Here is an 18346-nt window from a genome sequence, read left to right as displayed (position 1 = left end):
GACCCCGGCGTACACCCTCCGCCGCGCATCCCGGCCCGGGACGCCGACGACATCACCAGCCACGACTGCGGCCGCCGAAGCGCCGGCCGAGGGCCGAGCCCAGTGCCCGCGGCAGGGGTTCGGCGTCTCAGCGGCCGGGGCGGCCGGACGGGCGCCAGGTGTGGGGGCGGGTCGGGGTGGGGCGGGAGGGGCTGGAGGGCATGGGAGGTTCCCTGGGTGAGGACGGGGGTCAGACGGTTTCCGTGAGGGGCGACGGGGGCGCGGGGTGTGGCACGGTCGGCTGGGGTGACAGTTCCGCCGTCGCCGCCGCGGACGGCACCGGGAAGCGTTCGGCGAGCGGCAGGAACGGCGCGGGGTCGGTCTGGCCCAGCACCACATGGCGTACGACCCGCTCGGCGGCGCGTCCGTCGTCGTACGGGCAGAAGCGCTCGCGGAACGCCGAGCGCAGCTGGGTGGAGCGGGAGCCCCGCCAGTGGCCGGTGGCGAAGATGTCGGTCAGCTCGTCCTCGCTGCGCGCGACCGCGCCCGGCGGGAAGGCGCGCAGGTCGAAGTAGGTGCCGCGGGCCGCCTCGTACGCCTCCCGGTCGTCGGAGTGGATCACGATCGGGCGGTCCAGGTTGGCGTAGTCGAACATCAGGGACGAGTAGTCCGTCACCAGCGCGTCCGAGGCCAGGCACAGGGACTCCACGCTTGGGTGGTCGGTGACGTCGATGATCCGGCCGGTGCTCGTCGCGAGGGGGCCACCGTGCCGGTGGTGGGCGCGGGCCAGGACGACGAAACGGGGGCCCAGACGGCGCAGGACGCGGTCCAGGTCGAGGGCGCAGCGCTGGGTGCGGCGGTAGTCGCGGTGGGTCGGGGCGTACAGGATCGCCACCGTGCCCTCCGGGATGCCGAGCGACTCGCGCAGCCGGCGCACGTCCTGCGAAGTCGCCTGCTGGAACACGTCGTTGCGGGGATAGCCGTACTCGAGGGTCGTGTATGTGCCCGGGTAGACGCGCTCCCAGGTCAGGGTGGTGTGGCGGTTGGCGGACAGCAGGTAGTCCCACTTGCCGACGTCGGCGAGGAGGTCCGCGAAGTCCGTGCCGCGGGCGGCCGCCGGGCGTTCCTGGAGGTCCAGGCCCATGTGCTTGAGGGGGGTGCCGTGCTGGGTCTGGACGAGGACCTGGCCCGGGCGTTTGACCAGGCGCCGGTCGAAGCCGACGTTGCTGACCAGGTACTTGGAGCGGGCGAGCGCCGTCCAGTACGCGGCCGAGCCGGGGCGCAGCCGGCGGGTGGCGGTGGGGATGGTGTGGTGGTGCTCGGCGCCGGCGATCCACGCGGTGCGGATGTGCGGCGCGTGGGTGCGGAACGCCTGCTCCAGGGCGCCCGGGTTGCAGCCGTGGCCGCGGTCGCCGTAGGCGGCGAAGACGGCGTGGTCCTCGCGCAGCGGGAGGCGGCGCTGGACGCGGTAGTGGAGCCGGAGGGCCCCGGCTCGCAGGGCCTTCGCGAGGCGGCCGCCGCGGTGGGCGGTCCGGCGGCCCAGCCTCTTGGCCAGCTCCAGGGCGCGGTAGGTGCGATGCAGACCCAGGCGGACCAGGGTGTGGCGGAGGCGGGCGCGCAGCGGGACGGGTTGACCCGGGGTGAGGTAACGGCGGTAGTGGGCGCGGGCCTTGAGCAGGAACTCGGCGCGGGCGCGGCGCGGCAGCAGGTGCCGGTCGGTGAAGAGCGCCGACAGATGGTCGACCATGCGGCGGAACAACACCGGGCGCCACCGGGCGAGTTCGGGGTGCTGGTCGACGTAGGCGAAGACCCTGTCGTACTGGTTGAAGGCGTCGAAGTGACCGCGGCCCGTGCCGGGGACGCCGCTCTGGCGGCGCCGGCGGTGGTGCACGCACACCCGGTCCAGCGTCGCGAGGGTCTGTGCCGTCATCAGCGCCGGATAGGTCCAGGGCGTGTTCTCGTGGTGGCCCGGTGGGAAGGAGAAGCCCGACTCCTCCACGAACTCCCGGCGGTACGCCTTGTTCCAGGCCACCGTCAGCAGACGCAGCAGCCCCGGGCGGTCCTCCAGCCGGAAGGGCGCCGGGCCCTGCTCGGTGAGCTGCGCGGCCAGGCCGTTGCGGACCGCCTGGCCCGTCCAGTCGATCAGCGCGTGGTCGTGGACCAGGACGTCCGGGTCGCCCGTCTCCTTGAGCCGGTCGGCGATCGCCCGCAGCGCGTCCGGGGTGAGGGTGTCGTCGCCGTCCAGGAACACCAGGTAGTCACCGCCGGCCACCGCCAGACCGGCGTTGCGCGCGCCGCCCGGCCCCTGGTTCCCGGCCAGGTGCACCGGCCGCACCCGCGGGTCCCGGGCCGCGAACTCGTCGACGATCGCACCGCAGGCGTCCGGCGAGCAGTCGTCGACGGCGATCAGTTCCAGATCCGTGTACGACTGGGAGAGCACCGAGTCCAGGCACTCGTGCAGATACGCCTGAACCTTGTATGCGGGGACGATGACACTGAACCTGGGCACGGCACATCCAAGAGTCGGCGCGGGCGTTCGGCCCGGGAACTGCCGGTGATGTGACTTGGTTACGTGCTGTGCTGCATACGGGGGATTCTTGGGAGATGTGAAGGGGCGGACCGGTCCGCCCCTTCAATCTGCCTGTCGTACGGGCTACTTGACCGCTCCCGCCATCACCCCGGTCACGAACTGCCGCTGGAACGCGAAGAACACGGCCAGCGGGATCACCATCGAGATGAAGGCACCGGTCGCCAGGATCTCGATGTTGCTGCCGAACTGCCGTACCTGCTGCTGGAGGGCGACCGTCAGCGGCTGGGAGTCGGCGTTGGTGAACACCAGCGCCACCAGCATGTCGTTCCACACCCACAGGAACTGGAAGATGCCCAGCGAGGCCAGCGCGGGTGCCGCCAGCGGCATGACCACCGTCGCGAACAGCCGCGCCTCGCCCGCCCCGTCCAGGCGCGCCGCCTCCAGGAGTTCCCGGGGGATCTCCGCGAAGAAGTTGCGCAGCAGGAAGATCGCGAACGGCAGTCCGAAGGCGACGTGGAAGAGGATGGCGGCGATGATGTCGCCGAAGATCCCGATGTCGCGGAAGAGGAAGGTCAGCGGGATCAGCGCGATCTGCACCGGCACCACGAGCAGCCCCACCACGACCATGAACCACGTGTCACGGCCCTTGAAGTCCATCCACGCGAAGGCGTATCCCGCCATCGCGCCGATGATCACGACCAGCAGGGTCGAGGGGACGGTGATCCAGATCGTGTTGAACAGGGAGCTGGTGATCGTGTCGTTCTTGAGGATCGTCTCGTAGCTGTTCGCGGTCAGCTGGCCCGGCGCGGTGAACACCTTCCACCAGCCCGAGGTGGCGATGTCGGTCGGATCGCGGAACGAGGAGACCAGCAGTCCGAAGGTCGGCACCAGCCACACCAGCGCGATGACGATCAGGAAGACCCGCATCACCCCGCCGGCCGCCCCGCTCGCCACCCGGGCGGCGAGCGAGCGCTTGGCGCGCACGGTCGTGTCGAGAACGGTCACCGCTCACGCTCCTTCCGCAGCCGTCGGAGGTTGACCCACATCACCGGCAGCACCAGCAGCAGCAGGATGACGCCGATCGCGCTGCCGATGCCGTAACTGGCGCCGCCGCCGAACGACGACTGGAACAGTTGCAGCGCCAGCACGTTGGCGTCGTCCTGACTGGGCTGCGGGGCGATGATGTAGACCAGGTCGAAGATCTTCATCACGTTGATCATCAGCGTGACCAGGACGACGACCAGGACCGGCGCCAGCATGGGCACCGTGACCTTTCTGAACACCTGCCACTCGTTGGCGCCGTCGACCCGGGCCGCCTCCAGGAGGTTGCGGTCCACCCCCGCGAGGCCGGCCGCGATCAGGATCATCGCGAACCCCGCCCACATCCACACGTACGCCCCGATGATCGCCGGGGTGATCAGTGTCGGGCCGAGCCAGTCGATGCCGTTGTAGGGCGCCGCGAAGTTCGAGCCGGGCAGCCGCAGTTGGGCCCCGTCGGCCTCGCCGGGCAGATTGAAGGTGCCGTCGGCGCCGCTCTTCGTGGAAGCGACCACCTTGCCGTCCTTCACGGCCTCGATCTTCACGCCCTCCAGCGCCTTCTCACCGGGGTCGATCTGGCCCTTCGTGCCGCCACCGCCCAGCTTGAAGTCCAGCCAGACGGTGCCGGTGACGCCGTCACCCGTGGCCGCCTTGGCGTCCTCGGGGGTGCCGGGGAGCTTGGTGGGGGCGATGCCGACGAGCGGGAGCAGCGCCGGCGTGCCCGCCCGCACCGTGTCGGTCGAGGTGAACGAGCCGCCGCCCGAGGCCTTCAGATCGCTCACCGCCGCGTTCGGCCGCGCCTTCGGATAGACCGAGGAGTCCACGAACGTGTCGTGCACGGTCGTCACCACCGCGTTGGCCACGCCCTGGTCCGGGTCCGCCGAGTACACCAGGCGGAAGATGATGCCCGCGGCCAGCATGGAGATCGCCATCGGCATGAAGACGATCAGCTTGAACGCCGTGCCCCAGCGCACCCGTTCGGTCAGCACCGCGAAGATCAGACCGAGCGCCGTGACCACCGCGGGGGCGACCGCGACCCAGATCGCGGTGTTCTTGACCGCGGTCAGCGTCGCGTCGTTGCTGAAGATGTCGCCGTAGTTGTCCAGGCCGACGAAGCTGGAGCCGCCGGCGTCGTAGAGACTGCGCCAGACCGACCACCCGATCGGGTAGACCACGAGCGCGCCGAGAAGGACCAGCGCGGGCAGCAGGAACAGCACCGCCACCCACAACCGCGTCCTCGTCACGCTCTTGCGCGGAGACACGGAGGGCGTCGGCAGTGCGCCGGCGCCCTCCGTCGAATTCGCCACGGAGGCCATGGCGTCAGCTTGCCCCGTACGCCTTGGCGGCGTCGGCCTCCAGCTTGCGCTGGGCGCCCGCGACATCGCTCGGGTTGCTGAGGAAGTCCTGGAGGTCCTTCCACTCGCCGGTGCCCTGGGTGCCGCCGAAGGCCGCGGGCGCCTGGTCGGACATGTCGAAGCGGAAGTCGTCACCCGCGTCGATGAGCGCCTTGGCGATCTGCCGGGTCACGTCGTCCTTGTACGTGCTCTGGTCCATCTCCTTGTTGGGGGACAGGACGCCGCCCTGCGCCGCCCAGACCTCGGCCGCGTCCGTCGACGCGAGGAAGGTCAGCAGCGCCTGGGCGCCCTTGCTGTCCTTCAGCGCCACGGCCACGTCGCCGCCGCTGACCACCGGGGAGTCGGAGCCCACCGCCGGGAACGGGAAGACCTTGGCGTCCGTGCCCACCTTCGCCTTGGTGTCGGCGTTGATGTTCGCGGTGACGAAGTCGCCCTCGAAGACCATCGCGGCCGGGGTGTCACCGGTGAAGGTCTGGGTGACCGACTTCGGGAACTCCGTGTCCAGCGCGCCCTTTCGACCGCCCGCGAGCAGCTCGTCCTTGCCCCACAGCTCGGCGAGCGTGGAGAGGGCGGCCTTGACGGAGGGATCCGTCCACTTGATCTCGTGCTTGGCGAGCTGGTCGTACTTCTCCGGGCCCGCCTGGGACAGATAGACGTTCTCGAACCAGTCGGTGAGCGTCCAGCCGTCCGCGCCGCCGACGGAGACGGCGGGCGAGCCGGCGTCGGACAGCGTCTGCGCGGTGGAGATGAACTCCTTCCACGTCTTGGGCGTCTCGGTGATCCCGGCCGCCTCGAACGCCGCGGTGTTGTACCAGATCAGGGACTTGTTGGCGGCCTTCGCGTAGACGCCGTACTGCTGGCCGTCGACCGCCCCGAGATCACGCCATCCCTGGGAGAAGTTCTTGTCCAACTGCGCCTTGGCCTCGGTGCCGAGGGGCTTGAGCCACTTCTTCTCCGCGAACTGGTGCAACACACCGACCTGCGGCAGGAACGCCACGTCCGGCGGCTGACCGCCCTCGATCTTGGCGGCGAGGAAGGTGGAGGTGTTGTTGCCGGTCGGTACGAACTTGACCTTGGCGCCGGTGCGTTTGGTGAACTCGTTGAGGACCTTGGTGAAGTTCTCCTGTTCGGCTCCGGTCCAGACGGCGGCTACCTCAAGCGTCTGGCCGTCGAGCTTGGGGAGCGTGACGGAGGTGCCGCCGGTCTCCGTGCCGTTGGTCGCGTTGTCGCTGCCGCTGTCGTCGTCGCCACCGCACGCGGTGAGCGTCAGGGCTCCCGCGAGGAGGGCGGCTGCTGTCGCGGTGACCCTTCGTGTCCGGTAGGTGCTGCTCGTGCTGCGCATCACTGCCCCGTTCTTCGTTCCTCGTCGAACGTCGAGCGCTGTCCCGTGGGCTCTGGTCTACGCCGGGGGCCTGGGGTCGGCAAGACCGCGTGCGGTGTCAAGCGGGGGATCGTGACCCCGTCGTAACGGGACACCGGCGTTGCGAGCCGGAACTAGAGCAGTGAGGGGACCTCCGTGGCCGCCACCTCGCGTGCCGCCCGCTCCAGCGCGCTCGCCAGCAGTGCCAGGTCCGTCGGGCCGTTGCCCAGTTCCCGCACCGGGCGGCGGGTCGGCGGGTCGCCCATGCGGTGCCAGTCCAGGGGGACCACCGTCGGGCGCAGGGTCGCCGTGCGGGGGATACGTCCGGTGACCCGCCCGGCCTGGAGAGGTGTGACACGCCCGTCCGCGAAGGTCAGACGGCCGCGCCCCGGCGCCGGTTCGTCCGGGCCGGGTGCCGGGAGGTCCAGGGTGACCCGCAGGGCCGCCCTCCTGGCCGCCTCCGACTCCGCCGTACGACCGCCGGAGGCCGCCGCGGCCACCAGGTGGACGCCGAGCCGGTCGCCCTCCCGCGCCACGGCCTCCAGCGCGCGCATCACCGAGCCCGCCGAGGGCCGGCCCGGCGAGCCGAGCGCCGGGGAGACCAGGGCGTCCAGGTCGTCGACGACCACCACGAGGCGGGGCAACGGCGGTGCCGGCTCGGTCTGCTGACGGGCCGCGGCGGGCCGCAGACGAATGGTCGAACTGGGCGGGGCGTCGAGGTCACCGGCCCCCGCGGAGGGTCCGCGCTGGGTGACCATACGGCCCGACAGCTCCCGTCCGGTGTGCCACTCCGAGAAGTCGGAGCGGCCCAGCAGCTCGGCCCGCCGCTTCAGCTCGGCGCTCAGGGACTGGGCGAACTCCCGCATCCGCACAGGGTCGTTGGCGGTGAGATGGGTCGTGACATGCGGTACGTCCGTACAGACCCGCAGGCCCTCGCCGTGGCCGCCGCCGCCCGTGCCCACGCTGTCCCGGCCGTCCATCAGGACGATGCTCAGCCGGTCCGGCCGCTCGGCGGCGGCCAGCGAGGCGACGACCGCCCGCAGCAGTTCCGTACGGCCGCTGCCCGCCGGTCCCTCGATCAGCAGATGCGGGCCGTCGGCCACGAGGTCCGCGCAGACCGGGCCGCGCGGACCGGCGCCGAGCACGGCCCAGGCCCGTCCGCCGAGCGCCTCCGTGTCGTCCGCCGCGTCCGCCCAACGCGTCATCAGCGACGCCGGGGTGGCCCGCGCCAGCCCCAACTCGTCCAGCAACCGCGCCATCTGCGGCAACGGCGCCGACACCCGCGCCTGCCGCTCACCACCCGCGCCGTCCGTGCGCAACGGTGCCAGCGCCCGCGCGAACCGCTCCGCCCAGGCGGGGGAGACGGCGTCGACGGCGGCGACGGTGCCATGGCCGACGGGACCGGTGGTGCGGGTCTGGGGGGTGGGGTGGCCGGCGGGGCCGGAAGTCCGGCCGGGCGAGAGGGTGCTGTCGGAGCTGAGCACGACGGTGCCCTCGGCGCCGGGAGCCCCGCCCCGCGCCACCCGCAGCAGCCGCAACGCCGTCGCCACGTCCCCGCTGAGCAGCGCGACCGCGCCGCACTCCCGGAACGCCGGGGACGCCGCGCACGCTGTCTCGTACGTCTCCGTCACCGGCGACGCGGGCGAGGCCGGTGCCGTCTCGGCGAGACACACCGCATGGATCCCGGCCCGCGGGCCCTCCAGCGCCAGCCGCGCCACGGCCTCGCGCACATCGGCGCCGCCGGGGTCGCCGTCCACGAGGAGGACGGTGTACGGCCCTTCGAAGCCGGGCGCCTGGTCGGCACCGTCGTCGTCGCGTGCCCAGGAGGGCCGCCGGGTCGCGCCGCGGGTCCCGGCCGGGGTGTCGCCTCGGCCGTCGTGGGGCGTGTGCCGCCCCTGGTCCTGCCGCGCCGACCCCTCGCCGCCCGGTCCCTGAGCCGGGCGACCCGGTCGGCTCCTGGACCCTGCCGCCCGTGGTGTCTGCGATGTCTGCGGTGTCTCGTCCAGGCGTCGCAGGAGTTCCTCCGTGCGCGCTGTCGCCTGTTCGCGGTCGTAGGCGAGGAGGAGGCGGCAGTCCTGGCCGTGCGCCGGGCGCAGATGCGGGAGCCAGCCCAGCCAGGACCACTCGGCGGTGCGCTCGGCCAGGGGGCGCGAGCGGTCGGCGCTGATCAGGACTATCTCAAGGGTGTCGGGGGAGTGCAGGGCGGCGAGTTGGGCCACCACCGCGCGGGCCAGCCCGGCCAGCCGCGCACGCGGGCCGGCCAGCCCCAGCGCGCCCACCTCGCGCAGATCGGCGGTCACCGGCACCGCGGGCAGCAGTCCCGAACCGTCGGGTGCCGCCCGGTCCGCCGTGCCCAGCCGTACCGTCAGCGCCTCCGGGTGGTCCGGTCCGCGCTCCCAGAGGCGGGGTCCGGGGCCCAGCGCGGTCAGCAGCAGTGCCGCCGGGTCGGGCCAGGTCTCCGGCTGCTGCGGGGTGACGGCCGAGGGGGCGGGCGGGACGTCGGCCACGTCCTCGTCGTACGCCTCGCTCCCGGGCGCCGCGCTCTGCTCACCGCGTCCGCCGGTCAGCTTCCGCGCCCACGCACCGAGGCCGCCACGCTTGCGCACGCCCTGCGGGATGTCGGTGCCGCGCAGGGGGGTGCCTTTGCGGCGGGTGCCGGGCGGGGGGTCGGTGGCGCGGGTGTGTTCGTCGCCGGGGGTGGAGTCGGGGGCGGCGGAGGCTTGTGCGGGGTCGGTGGCCGCGGAGGCTTGTACGGAGTCGTTCGATGCGCCGTGGCCGGAGGTGGAGCGGAAACCGGACGTCCCTCCGGGTGCGAGGGCGTCCCCGGAACCGAAGGCCCCGCCGGCCGCGCCGATGCCGCGAGGGTCGGCGGTGCCACCGCGCGTCGGAACTCCGCCGGAGTCGGAAGGCCCACGCGAGCCGGAAGCCCCGCCGGACACCGCTGGACCACCGCGCAGCCCGCCGGAGGCCGGAGCGCCACCCGGACCGGGGTGGCCGCTCGCGGCTGCCCTGTCGTCGAAGGCGGTGCCGGACGCGGCGGGGCCGCCCGTGCTCGCCTGACCGCGGAAGCCCTCGTCGGTGGCGCCCGTGCGGCCTGCGCTCGCCGGACCGCCGTAACTGTCGGAGGGGCCCGTGGCGCCCGTGCTCGCCTGACCGCGGAAACCCCCGTCGGAGGCGCCCGTGCTCACCTGACCGCCGAAACCGCCGGAGGCACCCGCGCCGAGCCGTCCGCCATGGGTCTCCGCACTGCCCCCGGCGCCCGCGCCCGGCGTGCCCGGTGTCCCGGAGCGACCCGCGACGCCGGACACCCGCCGACGGGACACGGGGCCCTTCGCCTCGTACGCCCGCGCTCCCCTGCTCTCGATCCGCGGTGCCTGTCCCTGGCCGGGTACGACGGGCTGTTCCCCCTCCGCCTGCCCCGGGGCAGTGCTCAGGTCGGCGGTGCCGTACGCGTACCGCGTCGGTCCGGACGGCGCCCCCGTACCGGTCTCCGTCGGAGGCGCCACGCGCACGTGTCCCTCGCCGTCCGGCGCCGTGCGCAGCCGCGCGCCCGGGCCGCCGGGCGGGGCCAGCCGGAGGGCCGACTCGCCCACACGGAGCAGCGCGCCCGGTGCGAAACGGACCGGGCGGGTGCCCACGCGGACGCCGTCGAGGACCGTGCCGTTGGTGGAGTCGAGGTCGGCGACCGTGACCTGGCCGTCGGCGGCGACCGTCACCGCGCAGTGCAGCCGGGAGACGTCCGGGTCGTCGAGCGGGACGTCGGCGTCGGCGGAGCGGCCGATCTCGATGCGGCCGCCGTGCAGGAGATGGACCCCGCCCGCGTCCGGCCCGGCGACCACGTCGAGGCGGGTGGGCGCGTCGGCCACCTCGGGGTGCGGCTCGGGGTCGGTGGGGGCGCCGAGGGAGAGCACGGCGCCGTCGGTCAGCGGGGGCTCGCCCAGGGTGCAGCGCTGGGCGTCGAGCCGCTCGGCACCGGCGTACAGCACGGGCTGTCCGGTGCCGGAGGCGAGCGCGCCGTCGCCGGAGACCGCCGAGGCGAGCGCGGACGCTATCGCCGCGAGGGCCGTACCGGCGGGTGCTGTGACCAGCACGTCGCAGCCGGCGGCGCGGACATGGGCCTCGGCAGGCGGGCCCAGGGGGTCTACGACGGTCAGCCGGATCTGCATCGCCGTCAGCGGTCCCTTCTGCCCGGGCGCGGACTGTCCCCCACCCCACACGAGCACATCGGCCAGTACTGGAGGCATCCTCGCACCTGCCACTGACAACGCGCCCCGCTCCCGAGGATAAGTGATCTTGATTGGTCAGCTCTGCCCCTAAAAGTGCCTGACCAGTGCATCGTCGACGATCACTTGAGATCGGTCACGTCATGCTTCGGCAACCAGGAGACCGAGTCGGGCGTCTTTCCTGCGAACAGGCTTCGCAACGCCTACGTAGTGCTCAGGGAGACGGCACTACAGTGGACCGGAACACAGGCAAGCAGCAGGGAGCGCATGACGTGCGGCCGGTAGGCAGCAAGTACTTCCTCGAGGAGCCGCTGGGTCGCGGCGCCACGGGGACCGTCTGGCGAGCCCGCCAGCGTGAGGCCGCGGGCGCCGAGGCGGCCGTGCAGGGCCAGGCCGGCGAGACGGTCGCGATCAAGGTCCTCAAGGAGGAGCTCGCGAGCGACCCGGACATCGTGATGCGGTTCCTGCGGGAGCGCTCCGTCCTGCTCCGGCTCACCCACCCGAACATCGTGCGGGTGCGCGACCTGGTCGTCGAGGGCGATCTGCTCGCCCTGGTCATGGACCTCGTCGAGGGCCCCGACCTGCACCGCTACCTCCGGGAGAACGGCCCCTTCAGCCCCGTCGGCGCCGCCCTGCTCACCGCGCAGATCGCCGACGCGCTCGCCGCCAGCCATGCCGACGGCGTCGTCCACCGCGACCTGAAGCCCGCCAACGTCCTGCTCCAGCAGCACGGCGGCCAGATGCACCCGCTGCTCACCGACTTCGGCATCGCGCGCCTCGCCGACTCCCCGGGTCTGACCCGCACCCACGAGTTCGTCGGCACGCCCGCGTACGTGGCCCCCGAGTCCGCCGAGGGCCGCCCGCAGACCTCCGCCGTCGACATCTACGGCGCCGGCATCCTGCTCTACGAGCTGGTCACCGGCCGTCCGCCGTTCTCCGGCGGCTCCGCCCTGGAGGTGCTCCACCAGCACCTGAGCGCCGAGCCCCGCCGCCCCTCCACGGTCCCCGACCCGCTCTGGACGATCATCGAGCGCTGTCTGCGCAAGAACCCGGACGAACGGCCCAGCGCCGAGAACCTCGCGCGCGGCCTGCGGGTCGTCGCCGAGGGCGTGGGCGTGCACGCGAACTCCGCGCAGATCGCCGCCGCCGAGAACGTCGCGGCCCTCCTCGCGCCCGACCCGGCCCCCGCGGCCGTACCGGGCTCGGCCGACCCCACCCAGGTGCTGCCGCACGGCGCCGGCGCCTACGACCCGAACGCGGCGACCAACGTCCTGCCGCACGTGGGCGCCGCCGACCCCACCGCCGTACTGCCCAACCGCGGCGCGGCCGACCCGACGGCCGTCCTGCCGCCGATGCCGCCCGGACAGCCCGGCCAGCAGGGCCAGCAGGGACAGGGCGGGCCCGAGGACCCGCACCCCTGGCAGAACCAGCTGCGCGCGGCCCGCGACCGCAACGAGCAGACCCAGGTCCAGTACCTCGACCCCAACCAGGACCCGCTGCGCCGCCGCCCCCAGCGCCAGGTCCAGCGCCCGCAGCAGCCGCCGCAGCGCCAGCAGCGCCCACAGCCGCAGCAGCCCCAGCAGGGCTACGGCGGTCGTCCGCAGCAGCAACAGCAGCCCCAGCGGTACGCGCCACCGCCGCAGCCCCAGCCACAGCCGCAGCGGTACGCGCCGCCCCAGCAGCCGCAGCAGCCCCAGCGCGAGCCCCGGCAGCCGCGGCAGCGCAGCTCCAACCCGATGCGGATCCCGGGGCTCGGCTGCCTCAAGGGATGCCTGTTCACGATCGTCATCCTCTTCGTCGCGGGCTGGCTGATCTGGGAGCTGAGCCCGCTCCAGGACTGGATCGGCACGGGCAGGAGCTACTGGGACCAGATCGGCGACATGATCGGCACGGTGTCCGGGTGGATCGGCGATCTGGGCGGTTCCTCCGGACAGTGATCCCGGGGGTGAGCTGCGACTCTGGAGATTTGTCGACACCTGGCGGGTGATTTCGGTCTCCGTGGTGAAGGTCGGCTCATCGGGCGCGTAGTTTTGGCGACAACACGCGTCTGTAGGAGCAGCCTTGGCACGGAAGATCGGCAGCCGGTACACCGCCAACCAGATCCTGGGGCGGGGCAGTGCCGGCACGGTGTGGCTGGGCGAGGGGCCCGAGGGGCCCGTCGCCGTCAAGTTGCTGCGCGAGGACCTCGCGTCCGACCAGGAGCTCGTCGGGCGGTTCGTGCAGGAGCGCACGGCACTGCTCGGCCTTGAGCACCCGAACGTCGTCTCGGTCCGCGACCTGGTGGTGGACGGCAACGACCTCGCGCTGGTCATGGACCTCGTCCGCGGCACCGACCTGCGCACCCGGCTCGACCGGGACAAGCGGCTGGCGCCCGAGGCCGCGGTGGCGATCGTCGCGGACATCGCGGACGGGCTGGCGGCGGCCCACGCGGCGGGTGTCGTGCACCGGGACGTCAAGCCGGAGAACGTACTCCTCGACATGCAGGGCCCCCTGGGCCCCGGCGGCTCGCATCGCGCCCTGCTGACGGACTTCGGGGTCGCGAAGCTCATCGACACCCCGCGCCGCACCCGCGCCACGAAGATCATCGGTACGCCGGACTATCTGGCGCCGGAGATCGTGGAGGGGCTGCCGCCGCGCGCGGCCGTGGACATCTACGCCCTGGCCACCGTCCTGTACGAGCTGCTGGCGGGCTTCACGCCCTTCGGCGGCGGACACCCGGGCGCGGTGCTGCGCCGCCATGTGACCGAGACCGTGGCGCCGCTGCCGGGTATCCCCGACGAGCTGTGGCAGCTGCTCGTGCAGTGCCTCGCCAAGGCGCCGGCCTCCCGGCTGCGGGCCTCGGAGCTGGCGGCGCGGCTGCGGGAGCTGCTGCCGCTGCTGGTCGGGATGCCGCCGCTGGACGTGGACGAGCCGGACGCGGAGGACGACGAGGAGGAGTCGTACGAGGCGCCGTCGGAGCAGCCCGCGTCCTCGGCGCCGGTACGGCGGGGTGCGGTGCCGTTGGTGCCGGGGGCGAAGCCGGCCGACTCCAACCGGGACACGCACACGTCGATGAGGGTGCCGGCGCCGGACGAGCTCGCGGGGGGTGCGCGGGGCACGGCGCGGGTGCCGCGGGCCGCCGGGGCGCCGCGTCCCGGCTCCGCGCGCAACCGGGCCGCGACGCGTCGGCGCCGGGTCGTGGTGAGCGTCGCCGCGGTGGTGCTCGTGGCGGCGGCCGGGGTGGGCACGTGGGCGGCGACCTCGGGCGACGACGCGGGAACTCCCCAGGACACGAAGAACTCGGCACCGGCGTCTCCGTGACGTCGGGTGCGCGCCGGACTGTTCCTCGCCCCCGCCGCCCTTACCCGTCCCATCCCGGGGGCTGCCGCCCCCGGACCCCGGCTGTCGGCCCTGAACGGGCCTCGTCCTCAAACGCCGGACGGGCTGAAAGATGCGGGGCCGGCGTCGAGAGGTGAAGCCCCTGGCGGGTGGGTGGGGGTTCGGGACGGTGTGTTCTCGTTCTCAAACGCTGGGCGGGCTGGCATGTCTGGGCCGGCGCCCAGGGGAAAGCGCCCCCGGCGGGTTCGGGGACGGTGTGGCCTTGTCGTCGGACGCCGGGCGGGCTGAAAGACGCGGACCGGCGTCGAGAGGTGAAGCCCCTGTCGTGCTGTGGGCGGACGTCCGGCCGAGGTCGGTTGCCACAGCCGTTAGGCTGGAGGCGTGGCAGTCGTCGATGTATCCGAAGAGCTCAAGTCCCTCTCCTCGACCATGGAGTCGATCGAGGCCGTTCTGGACCTCGACAAGCTGAGGGCAGACATCGCCGTGCTCGAGGAGCAGGCGGCCGCGCCGTCCCTGTGGGACAACCCGGACGAGGCGCAGAAGATCACCAGCAAGCTGAGTCACCTCCAGGCCGAGGTCAGGAAGGCCGAGGCGCTGCGCGGGCGGATCGACGATCTCTCCGTGCTCTTCGAGATGGCCGAGGAGGAGGACGACCCGGACACGCTCGCGGAGGCCGAGTCCGAGCTCACCTCCGTCAAGAAGGCGCTGGACGAGATGGAGGTCCGGACGCTGCTGAGCGGTGAGTACGACGCCCGTGAGGCGCTCGTCAACATCCGCGCCGAGGCCGGTGGCGTCGACGCCGCCGACTTCGCCGAGCAGCTCCAGCGCATGTACCTGCGCTGGGCCGAGCGGCATGGGTACAAGACGGAGATCTACGAGACCTCGTACGCCGAAGAGGCCGGCATCAAGTCGACCACCTTCGCCGTGCAGGTGCCGTACGCCTACGGCACGCTCTCCGTCGAGCAGGGCACCCACCGGCTCGTCCGGATCTCGCCCTTCGACAACCAGGGCCGCCGCCAGACCTCCTTCGCGGGTGTCGAGGTGCTCCCGGTCGTCGAGCAGACCGACCACGTCGAGATCGACGAGTCGGATCTGCGCGTGGACGTGTACCGCTCCTCGGGCCCCGGCGGTCAGGGCGTGAACACGACGGACTCCGCGGTCCGGCTGACCCACCTCCCCACCGGCATCGTGGTCTCCTGCCAGAACGAGCGCTCGCAGATCCAGAACAAGGCCACCGCCATGAACGTCCTCCAGGCCAAGCTCCTGGAGCGGCAGCGCCAGGAGGAGCGGGCGAAGATGGACGCCCTCAAGGACGGCGGCAGCTCCTGGGGCAACCAGATGCGTTCGTACGTCCTGCACCCGTACCAGATGGTCAAGGACCTGCGCACCGAATTCGAGGTCGGCAACCCGCAGTCCGTGCTCGACGGCGAGATCGACGGTTTCCTCGAGGCCGGAATTCGCTGGCGCAAGCAGCAGGAGAAGTAAGTTTGTCGACAAGGCAACTACCGTCTTCGCGGCGGTAGTTGCCTTTTCTGTGCCCGGATGTCTGGGTTTTACATCACACTCACAGGCTCCGTCTCCCCGCAAAGAACCCTTACCTGGACATCGCGTACGCAACGGCCTTGACGTTGCTTTGAAAAATGGGAAGGGTGATGCGCGGCATGCGTATCTCTGGGGCGCATGTGAACCGGGGGACCTGAGCGCAGCCGCCCCCGTCGATCACGGCCCCCGAGCGCCGCCTCACTGACGATGAGCTACTGGGGGTAGCAACCTTATGACCAAGAAGACGCGCATCCGGATCGCGCGCATAGCCGCCGGTGCCGTGATCGCGGCCGGCGCCTCCCTGACCGCCGCCGGTGCCGCCTCCGCGGCCGAGACGGACGACTGCCTGCTCGGCATCCTGTGCGGCGAGGAGTCGCCGGTTCCGGACCCGACGCCGACGGACACCGTCCCCACCGACCTCCCGACGGACCTTCCGACCGAAGAGCCGCCGATCACCGAGGACCCCACCGACGAGCCGACCGAGCCCACGGAGGAGCCCTCCGAGGACCCGACGGACGAGCCCACCGCGGACCCGACCGACGACGGCAACAACGGCGGCGGCAACGACGACGGGAACAACGGTGGCGGCAACAACACCAACCCCGACGGCGGCTCCGACACCTCCGCCCAGCAGCAGGGCTCCTCGTCGCTGACCGACACCGGCTCGGAGACCTCCACCGACACCTCCGCCCAGGGCGGCGGCGCCGAGCTCGCCGAGACCGGTGCCAACGACAAGACCACGTTCCTGGTCATCGGTGCCGCGACGATGATCGCCGGCGGTATCGGCTTCCGCATCCTGCCGCGCCTCGTGGGCGGCCGCGGCGGTGCCGCTGCCTGACGGCAGCCGCGCGCACACGACGGGCGCGCACGTCGTACGACGAGGGGCCCGGAGCGACTGATCGCTCCGGGCCCCTCGGGCGCTCCGTACGGACGCCTACGCGGTCTGGTGCGCCAGCAGGGCCACCGCGGCGATCAGCACCGCGAGCAGCGCGATCAGCGTCATGGGGTTGAGCTGGGCGAACAGATTGTCCTGGGTGAGCCGCTCACGGTTCGCGCGGCAGACGGGGCAGCGGCCCTCATTCACGGGCGCGGCGCAGTTCGCGCACACCAGCCGGTCGTACGTCATGCGCTCGCCCTCCTAGTGCCGGTTCCTTCTACAGAACGCTCCCCAGGTCCGGAACGTTCCCCCTCCACTGTGCCAGGTTCCTCCGGAAACGGCTCGAGCGCTCTCGGAGAGACCCCCTGAGCAGGTACACAAAAGGCACATCCAGCACGCAACCGCAACCGGCGCCTGCGCTCGCACACCCCGGTCGCGTATGGTCACGCTCATCTACCCCCGGCTAACCGTGGTGCATCCGTGATCCGATTCGACAACGTCTCCAAGGTCTACCCCAAGCAGACCCGCCCCGCACTCAGGGATGTGTCCCTGGAAGTGGAGAAGGGCGAGTTCGTCTTCCTCGTGGGGTCCTCCGGCTCCGGAAAGTCCACCTTCCTGCGACTGGTGCTCCGCGAGGAGCGGACCAGCCATGGTCAGGTGCACGTCCTGGGCAAGGACCTCGCGCGCCTCTCCAACTGGAAGGTGCCGCAGATGCGCCGCCAGCTGGGGACGGTGTTCCAGGACTTCCGGCTCCTGCCGAACAAGACGGTCGCGGAGAACGTGGCCTTCGCGCAGGAGGTCATCGGCAAGTCGCGCGGCGAGATCCGCAAGTCCGTGCCGCAGGTGCTCGACCTCGTCGGGCTCGGCGGCAAGGAGGACCGGATGCCGGGCGAGCTGTCCGGCGGTGAGCAGCAGCGCGTGGCCATCGCGCGGGCCTTCGTCAACCGGCCCAAGCTGCTGATCGCCGACGAGCCCACCGGCAACCTCGACCCGCAGACCTCCGTCGGCATCATGAAGCTGCTCGACCGGATCAACCGGACGGGCACCACCGTGCTGATGGCGACGCACGACCAGAACATCGTGGACCAGATGCGCAAGCGCGTCATCGAGCTGGAGCAGGGCCGCCTCGTCCGCGACCAGGCGCGCGGCGTCTACGGCTACCAGCACTGACCGCACAGTCCACGGAAAGGCCCAACCAGACGCCATGCGCGCCCAGTTCGTACTGTCCGAGATCGGTGTCGGTCTCCGTCGCAATCTGACGATGACCTTCGCCGTCGTCGTCTCCGTCGCCCTGTCACTCGCCCTGTTCGGCGGGTCGCTCCTCATGAGCGACCAGGTCAACACCATGAAGGGCTACTGGTACGACAAGGTCAACGTCTCGGTCTTCCTCTGCAACAAGAGCGATGCCGAGTCCGACCCCAACTGCGCCAAGGGCGCGGTGACCGACGACCAGAAGAAGGAGATCCTCACCGACCTCGACAAGATGTCGGTCGTCGAGAAGGTCACCTACGAGTCGCAGGACGCGGCGTACAAGCACTACAAGGAGCAGTTCGGCGACTCCCCGCTGGCGGCCTCCCTCACGCCGGACCAGATGCAGGAGTCGTACCGCATCAAGCTGAAGGACCCGGAGAAGTACCAGGTCGTCGCGACCGCCTTCGACGGCCGGGACGGCGTGCAGTCCGTGCAGGACCAGAAGGGCATCCTGGACAACCTCTTCGGCCTGCTCAACGGCATGAACTGGGCCGCGCGAGCGGTCATGGCCCTGATGCTGGTCGTCGCCCTGATGCTGATCGTCAACACGGTGCGCGTCTCCGCGTTCAGCCGACGGCGCGAGACCGGCATCATGCGCCTGGTCGGCGCCTCGGGCTTCTACATCCAGGCCCCCTTCATCATGGAGGCCGCGGTCGCCGGACTCATCGGAGGCACGGTCGCCTGCGGATTCCTGGTCGTCGCCCGCTACTTCATCATCGACCACGGCCTGGCCCTGTCCGAGAAGCTCAACCTGATCAACTTCATCGGCTGGGACGCCGTACTCACAAAACTCCCCCTCATCCTGGCGACAAGCCTGCTGATGCCCGCACTTGCGGCGTTCTTCGCGCTGCGCAAGTACCTGAAGGTTTGACC

General features: G+C 71.9%; 12 protein-coding genes. 6 read left to right on the top strand and 6 right to left on the bottom strand.

Features of this window, described 5'->3' with window-relative positions:
- Positions 1–229: 229 nt before the first annotated feature.
- From ACFY0U_RS05095 to ACFY0U_RS05075, 5 genes are all read right to left on the bottom strand, one after another.
- The gene (locus tag ACFY0U_RS05095; protein WP_388630276.1) at positions 230–2488 is read right to left on the bottom strand and encodes a CDP-glycerol glycerophosphotransferase family protein; all 2259 of its coding nucleotides are present in this window, start codon (positions 2486–2488) and stop codon (positions 230–232) included.
- 144 nt (positions 2489–2632) lie between these two features.
- Entirely contained in the window at positions 2633–3514 is an 882-nt protein-coding gene (locus ACFY0U_RS05090) for a carbohydrate ABC transporter permease (RefSeq protein WP_388630273.1), read from the bottom strand.
- A complete protein-coding gene (locus ACFY0U_RS05085; RefSeq protein ID WP_388630270.1) occupies positions 3511–4863 on the bottom strand; it encodes a carbohydrate ABC transporter permease in 1353 nt (450 codons plus the stop codon). The genes ACFY0U_RS05090 and ACFY0U_RS05085 overlap by 4 nt, the downstream gene beginning before the upstream one ends.
- Positions 4864–4867: 4 nt before the next feature.
- Positions 4868–6244, bottom strand: a complete 1377-nt coding sequence (locus tag ACFY0U_RS05080; protein ID WP_388630267.1) for an ABC transporter substrate-binding protein — start codon at positions 6242–6244, stop codon at positions 4868–4870.
- 152 nt (positions 6245–6396) lie between these two features.
- On the bottom strand, positions 6397–10428 hold the full coding sequence (locus tag ACFY0U_RS05075) for an FHA domain-containing protein (protein WP_388630467.1): 4032 nt from the start codon (positions 10426–10428) through the stop codon (positions 6397–6399).
- Between the two features lie 329 nt (positions 10429–10757).
- Here ACFY0U_RS05075 and ACFY0U_RS05070 point away from each other — a divergent pair, with 329 nt between their 5' ends.
- From ACFY0U_RS05070 to ACFY0U_RS05055, 4 genes are all read left to right on the top strand, one after another.
- Positions 10758–12422 carry a serine/threonine-protein kinase gene (locus tag ACFY0U_RS05070; protein ID WP_388630464.1) on the top strand — a complete coding sequence of 555 codons (1665 nt, stop codon included), beginning with the start codon at positions 10758–10760 and terminating at the stop codon, positions 12420–12422.
- 124 nt (positions 12423–12546) lie between these two features.
- Positions 12547–13785 (top strand): serine/threonine-protein kinase, encoded by a 1239-nt coding sequence (locus ACFY0U_RS05065; RefSeq protein ID WP_388630264.1) that lies wholly within the window; start codon positions 12547–12549, stop codon positions 13783–13785.
- Between the two features lie 399 nt (positions 13786–14184).
- Positions 14185–15288: a peptide chain release factor 2 gene (prfB, locus tag ACFY0U_RS05060; protein WP_388630261.1), complete on the top strand. Its 1104-nt coding sequence runs from the start codon at positions 14185–14187 to the stop codon at positions 15286–15288.
- A gap of 289 nt (positions 15289–15577) precedes the next feature.
- Complete coding sequence (locus ACFY0U_RS05055) at positions 15578–16183, top strand: hypothetical protein (protein WP_388630258.1); 606 nt, start codon at positions 15578–15580, stop codon at positions 16181–16183.
- A 96-nt stretch (positions 16184–16279) separates the two neighbouring features.
- Here the strand turns inward: ACFY0U_RS05055 and ACFY0U_RS05050 are convergent, their stop codons facing one another.
- Complete coding sequence (locus ACFY0U_RS05050) at positions 16280–16471, bottom strand: hypothetical protein (protein ID WP_046260948.1); 192 nt, start codon at positions 16469–16471, stop codon at positions 16280–16282.
- Positions 16472–16702: 231 nt separating this feature from the next.
- Between ACFY0U_RS05050 and ftsE the strand changes: the two genes are divergently transcribed.
- Together ftsE and ftsX are read left to right on the top strand one after the other, a co-directional pair.
- Positions 16703–17392, top strand: coding sequence for a cell division ATP-binding protein FtsE (gene ftsE / locus ACFY0U_RS05045; protein WP_030780423.1), 690 nt, complete (start codon positions 16703–16705; stop codon positions 17390–17392).
- A 34-nt stretch (positions 17393–17426) separates the two neighbouring features.
- Positions 17427–18344 (top strand): permease-like cell division protein FtsX, encoded by a 918-nt coding sequence (gene ftsX / locus ACFY0U_RS05040; protein ID WP_388630254.1) that lies wholly within the window; start codon positions 17427–17429, stop codon positions 18342–18344.
- The last annotated feature ends 2 nt before the right edge of the window (positions 18345–18346 follow it).

The organism is Streptomyces sp. NPDC001536 (genome assembly GCF_042894505.1).
Lineage (GTDB): Bacteria > Actinomycetota > Actinomycetes > Streptomycetales > Streptomycetaceae > Streptomyces.
Note: the sequence above shows the minus strand (reverse complement) of the source record. Positions and strands in the feature narration are given on the sequence as shown.

What these genes read in the sequence shown, in the direction of transcription:
- ftsX (WP_388630254.1), top strand. Translation starts at nt 17,427, where the DNA reads ATGCGCGCCCAGTTCGTACTGTCCGAGATCGGTGTCGGTCTCCGTCGC.
- ACFY0U_RS05085 (WP_388630270.1), bottom strand. Translation starts at nt 4,863, where the DNA reads ATGGCCTCCGTGGCGAATTCGACGGAGGGCGCCGGCGCACTGCCGACG.
- ACFY0U_RS05055 (WP_388630258.1), top strand. Translation starts at nt 15,578, where the DNA reads ATGACCAAGAAGACGCGCATCCGGATCGCGCGCATAGCCGCCGGTGCC.
- ACFY0U_RS05050 (WP_046260948.1), bottom strand. Translation starts at nt 16,471, where the DNA reads ATGACGTACGACCGGCTGGTGTGCGCGAACTGCGCCGCGCCCGTGAAT.
- ACFY0U_RS05075 (WP_388630467.1), bottom strand. Translation starts at nt 10,428, where the DNA reads ATGCAGATCCGGCTGACCGTCGTAGACCCCCTGGGCCCGCCTGCCGAG.
- ACFY0U_RS05080 (WP_388630267.1), bottom strand. Translation starts at nt 6,244, where the DNA reads ATGCGCAGCACGAGCAGCACCTACCGGACACGAAGGGTCACCGCGACA.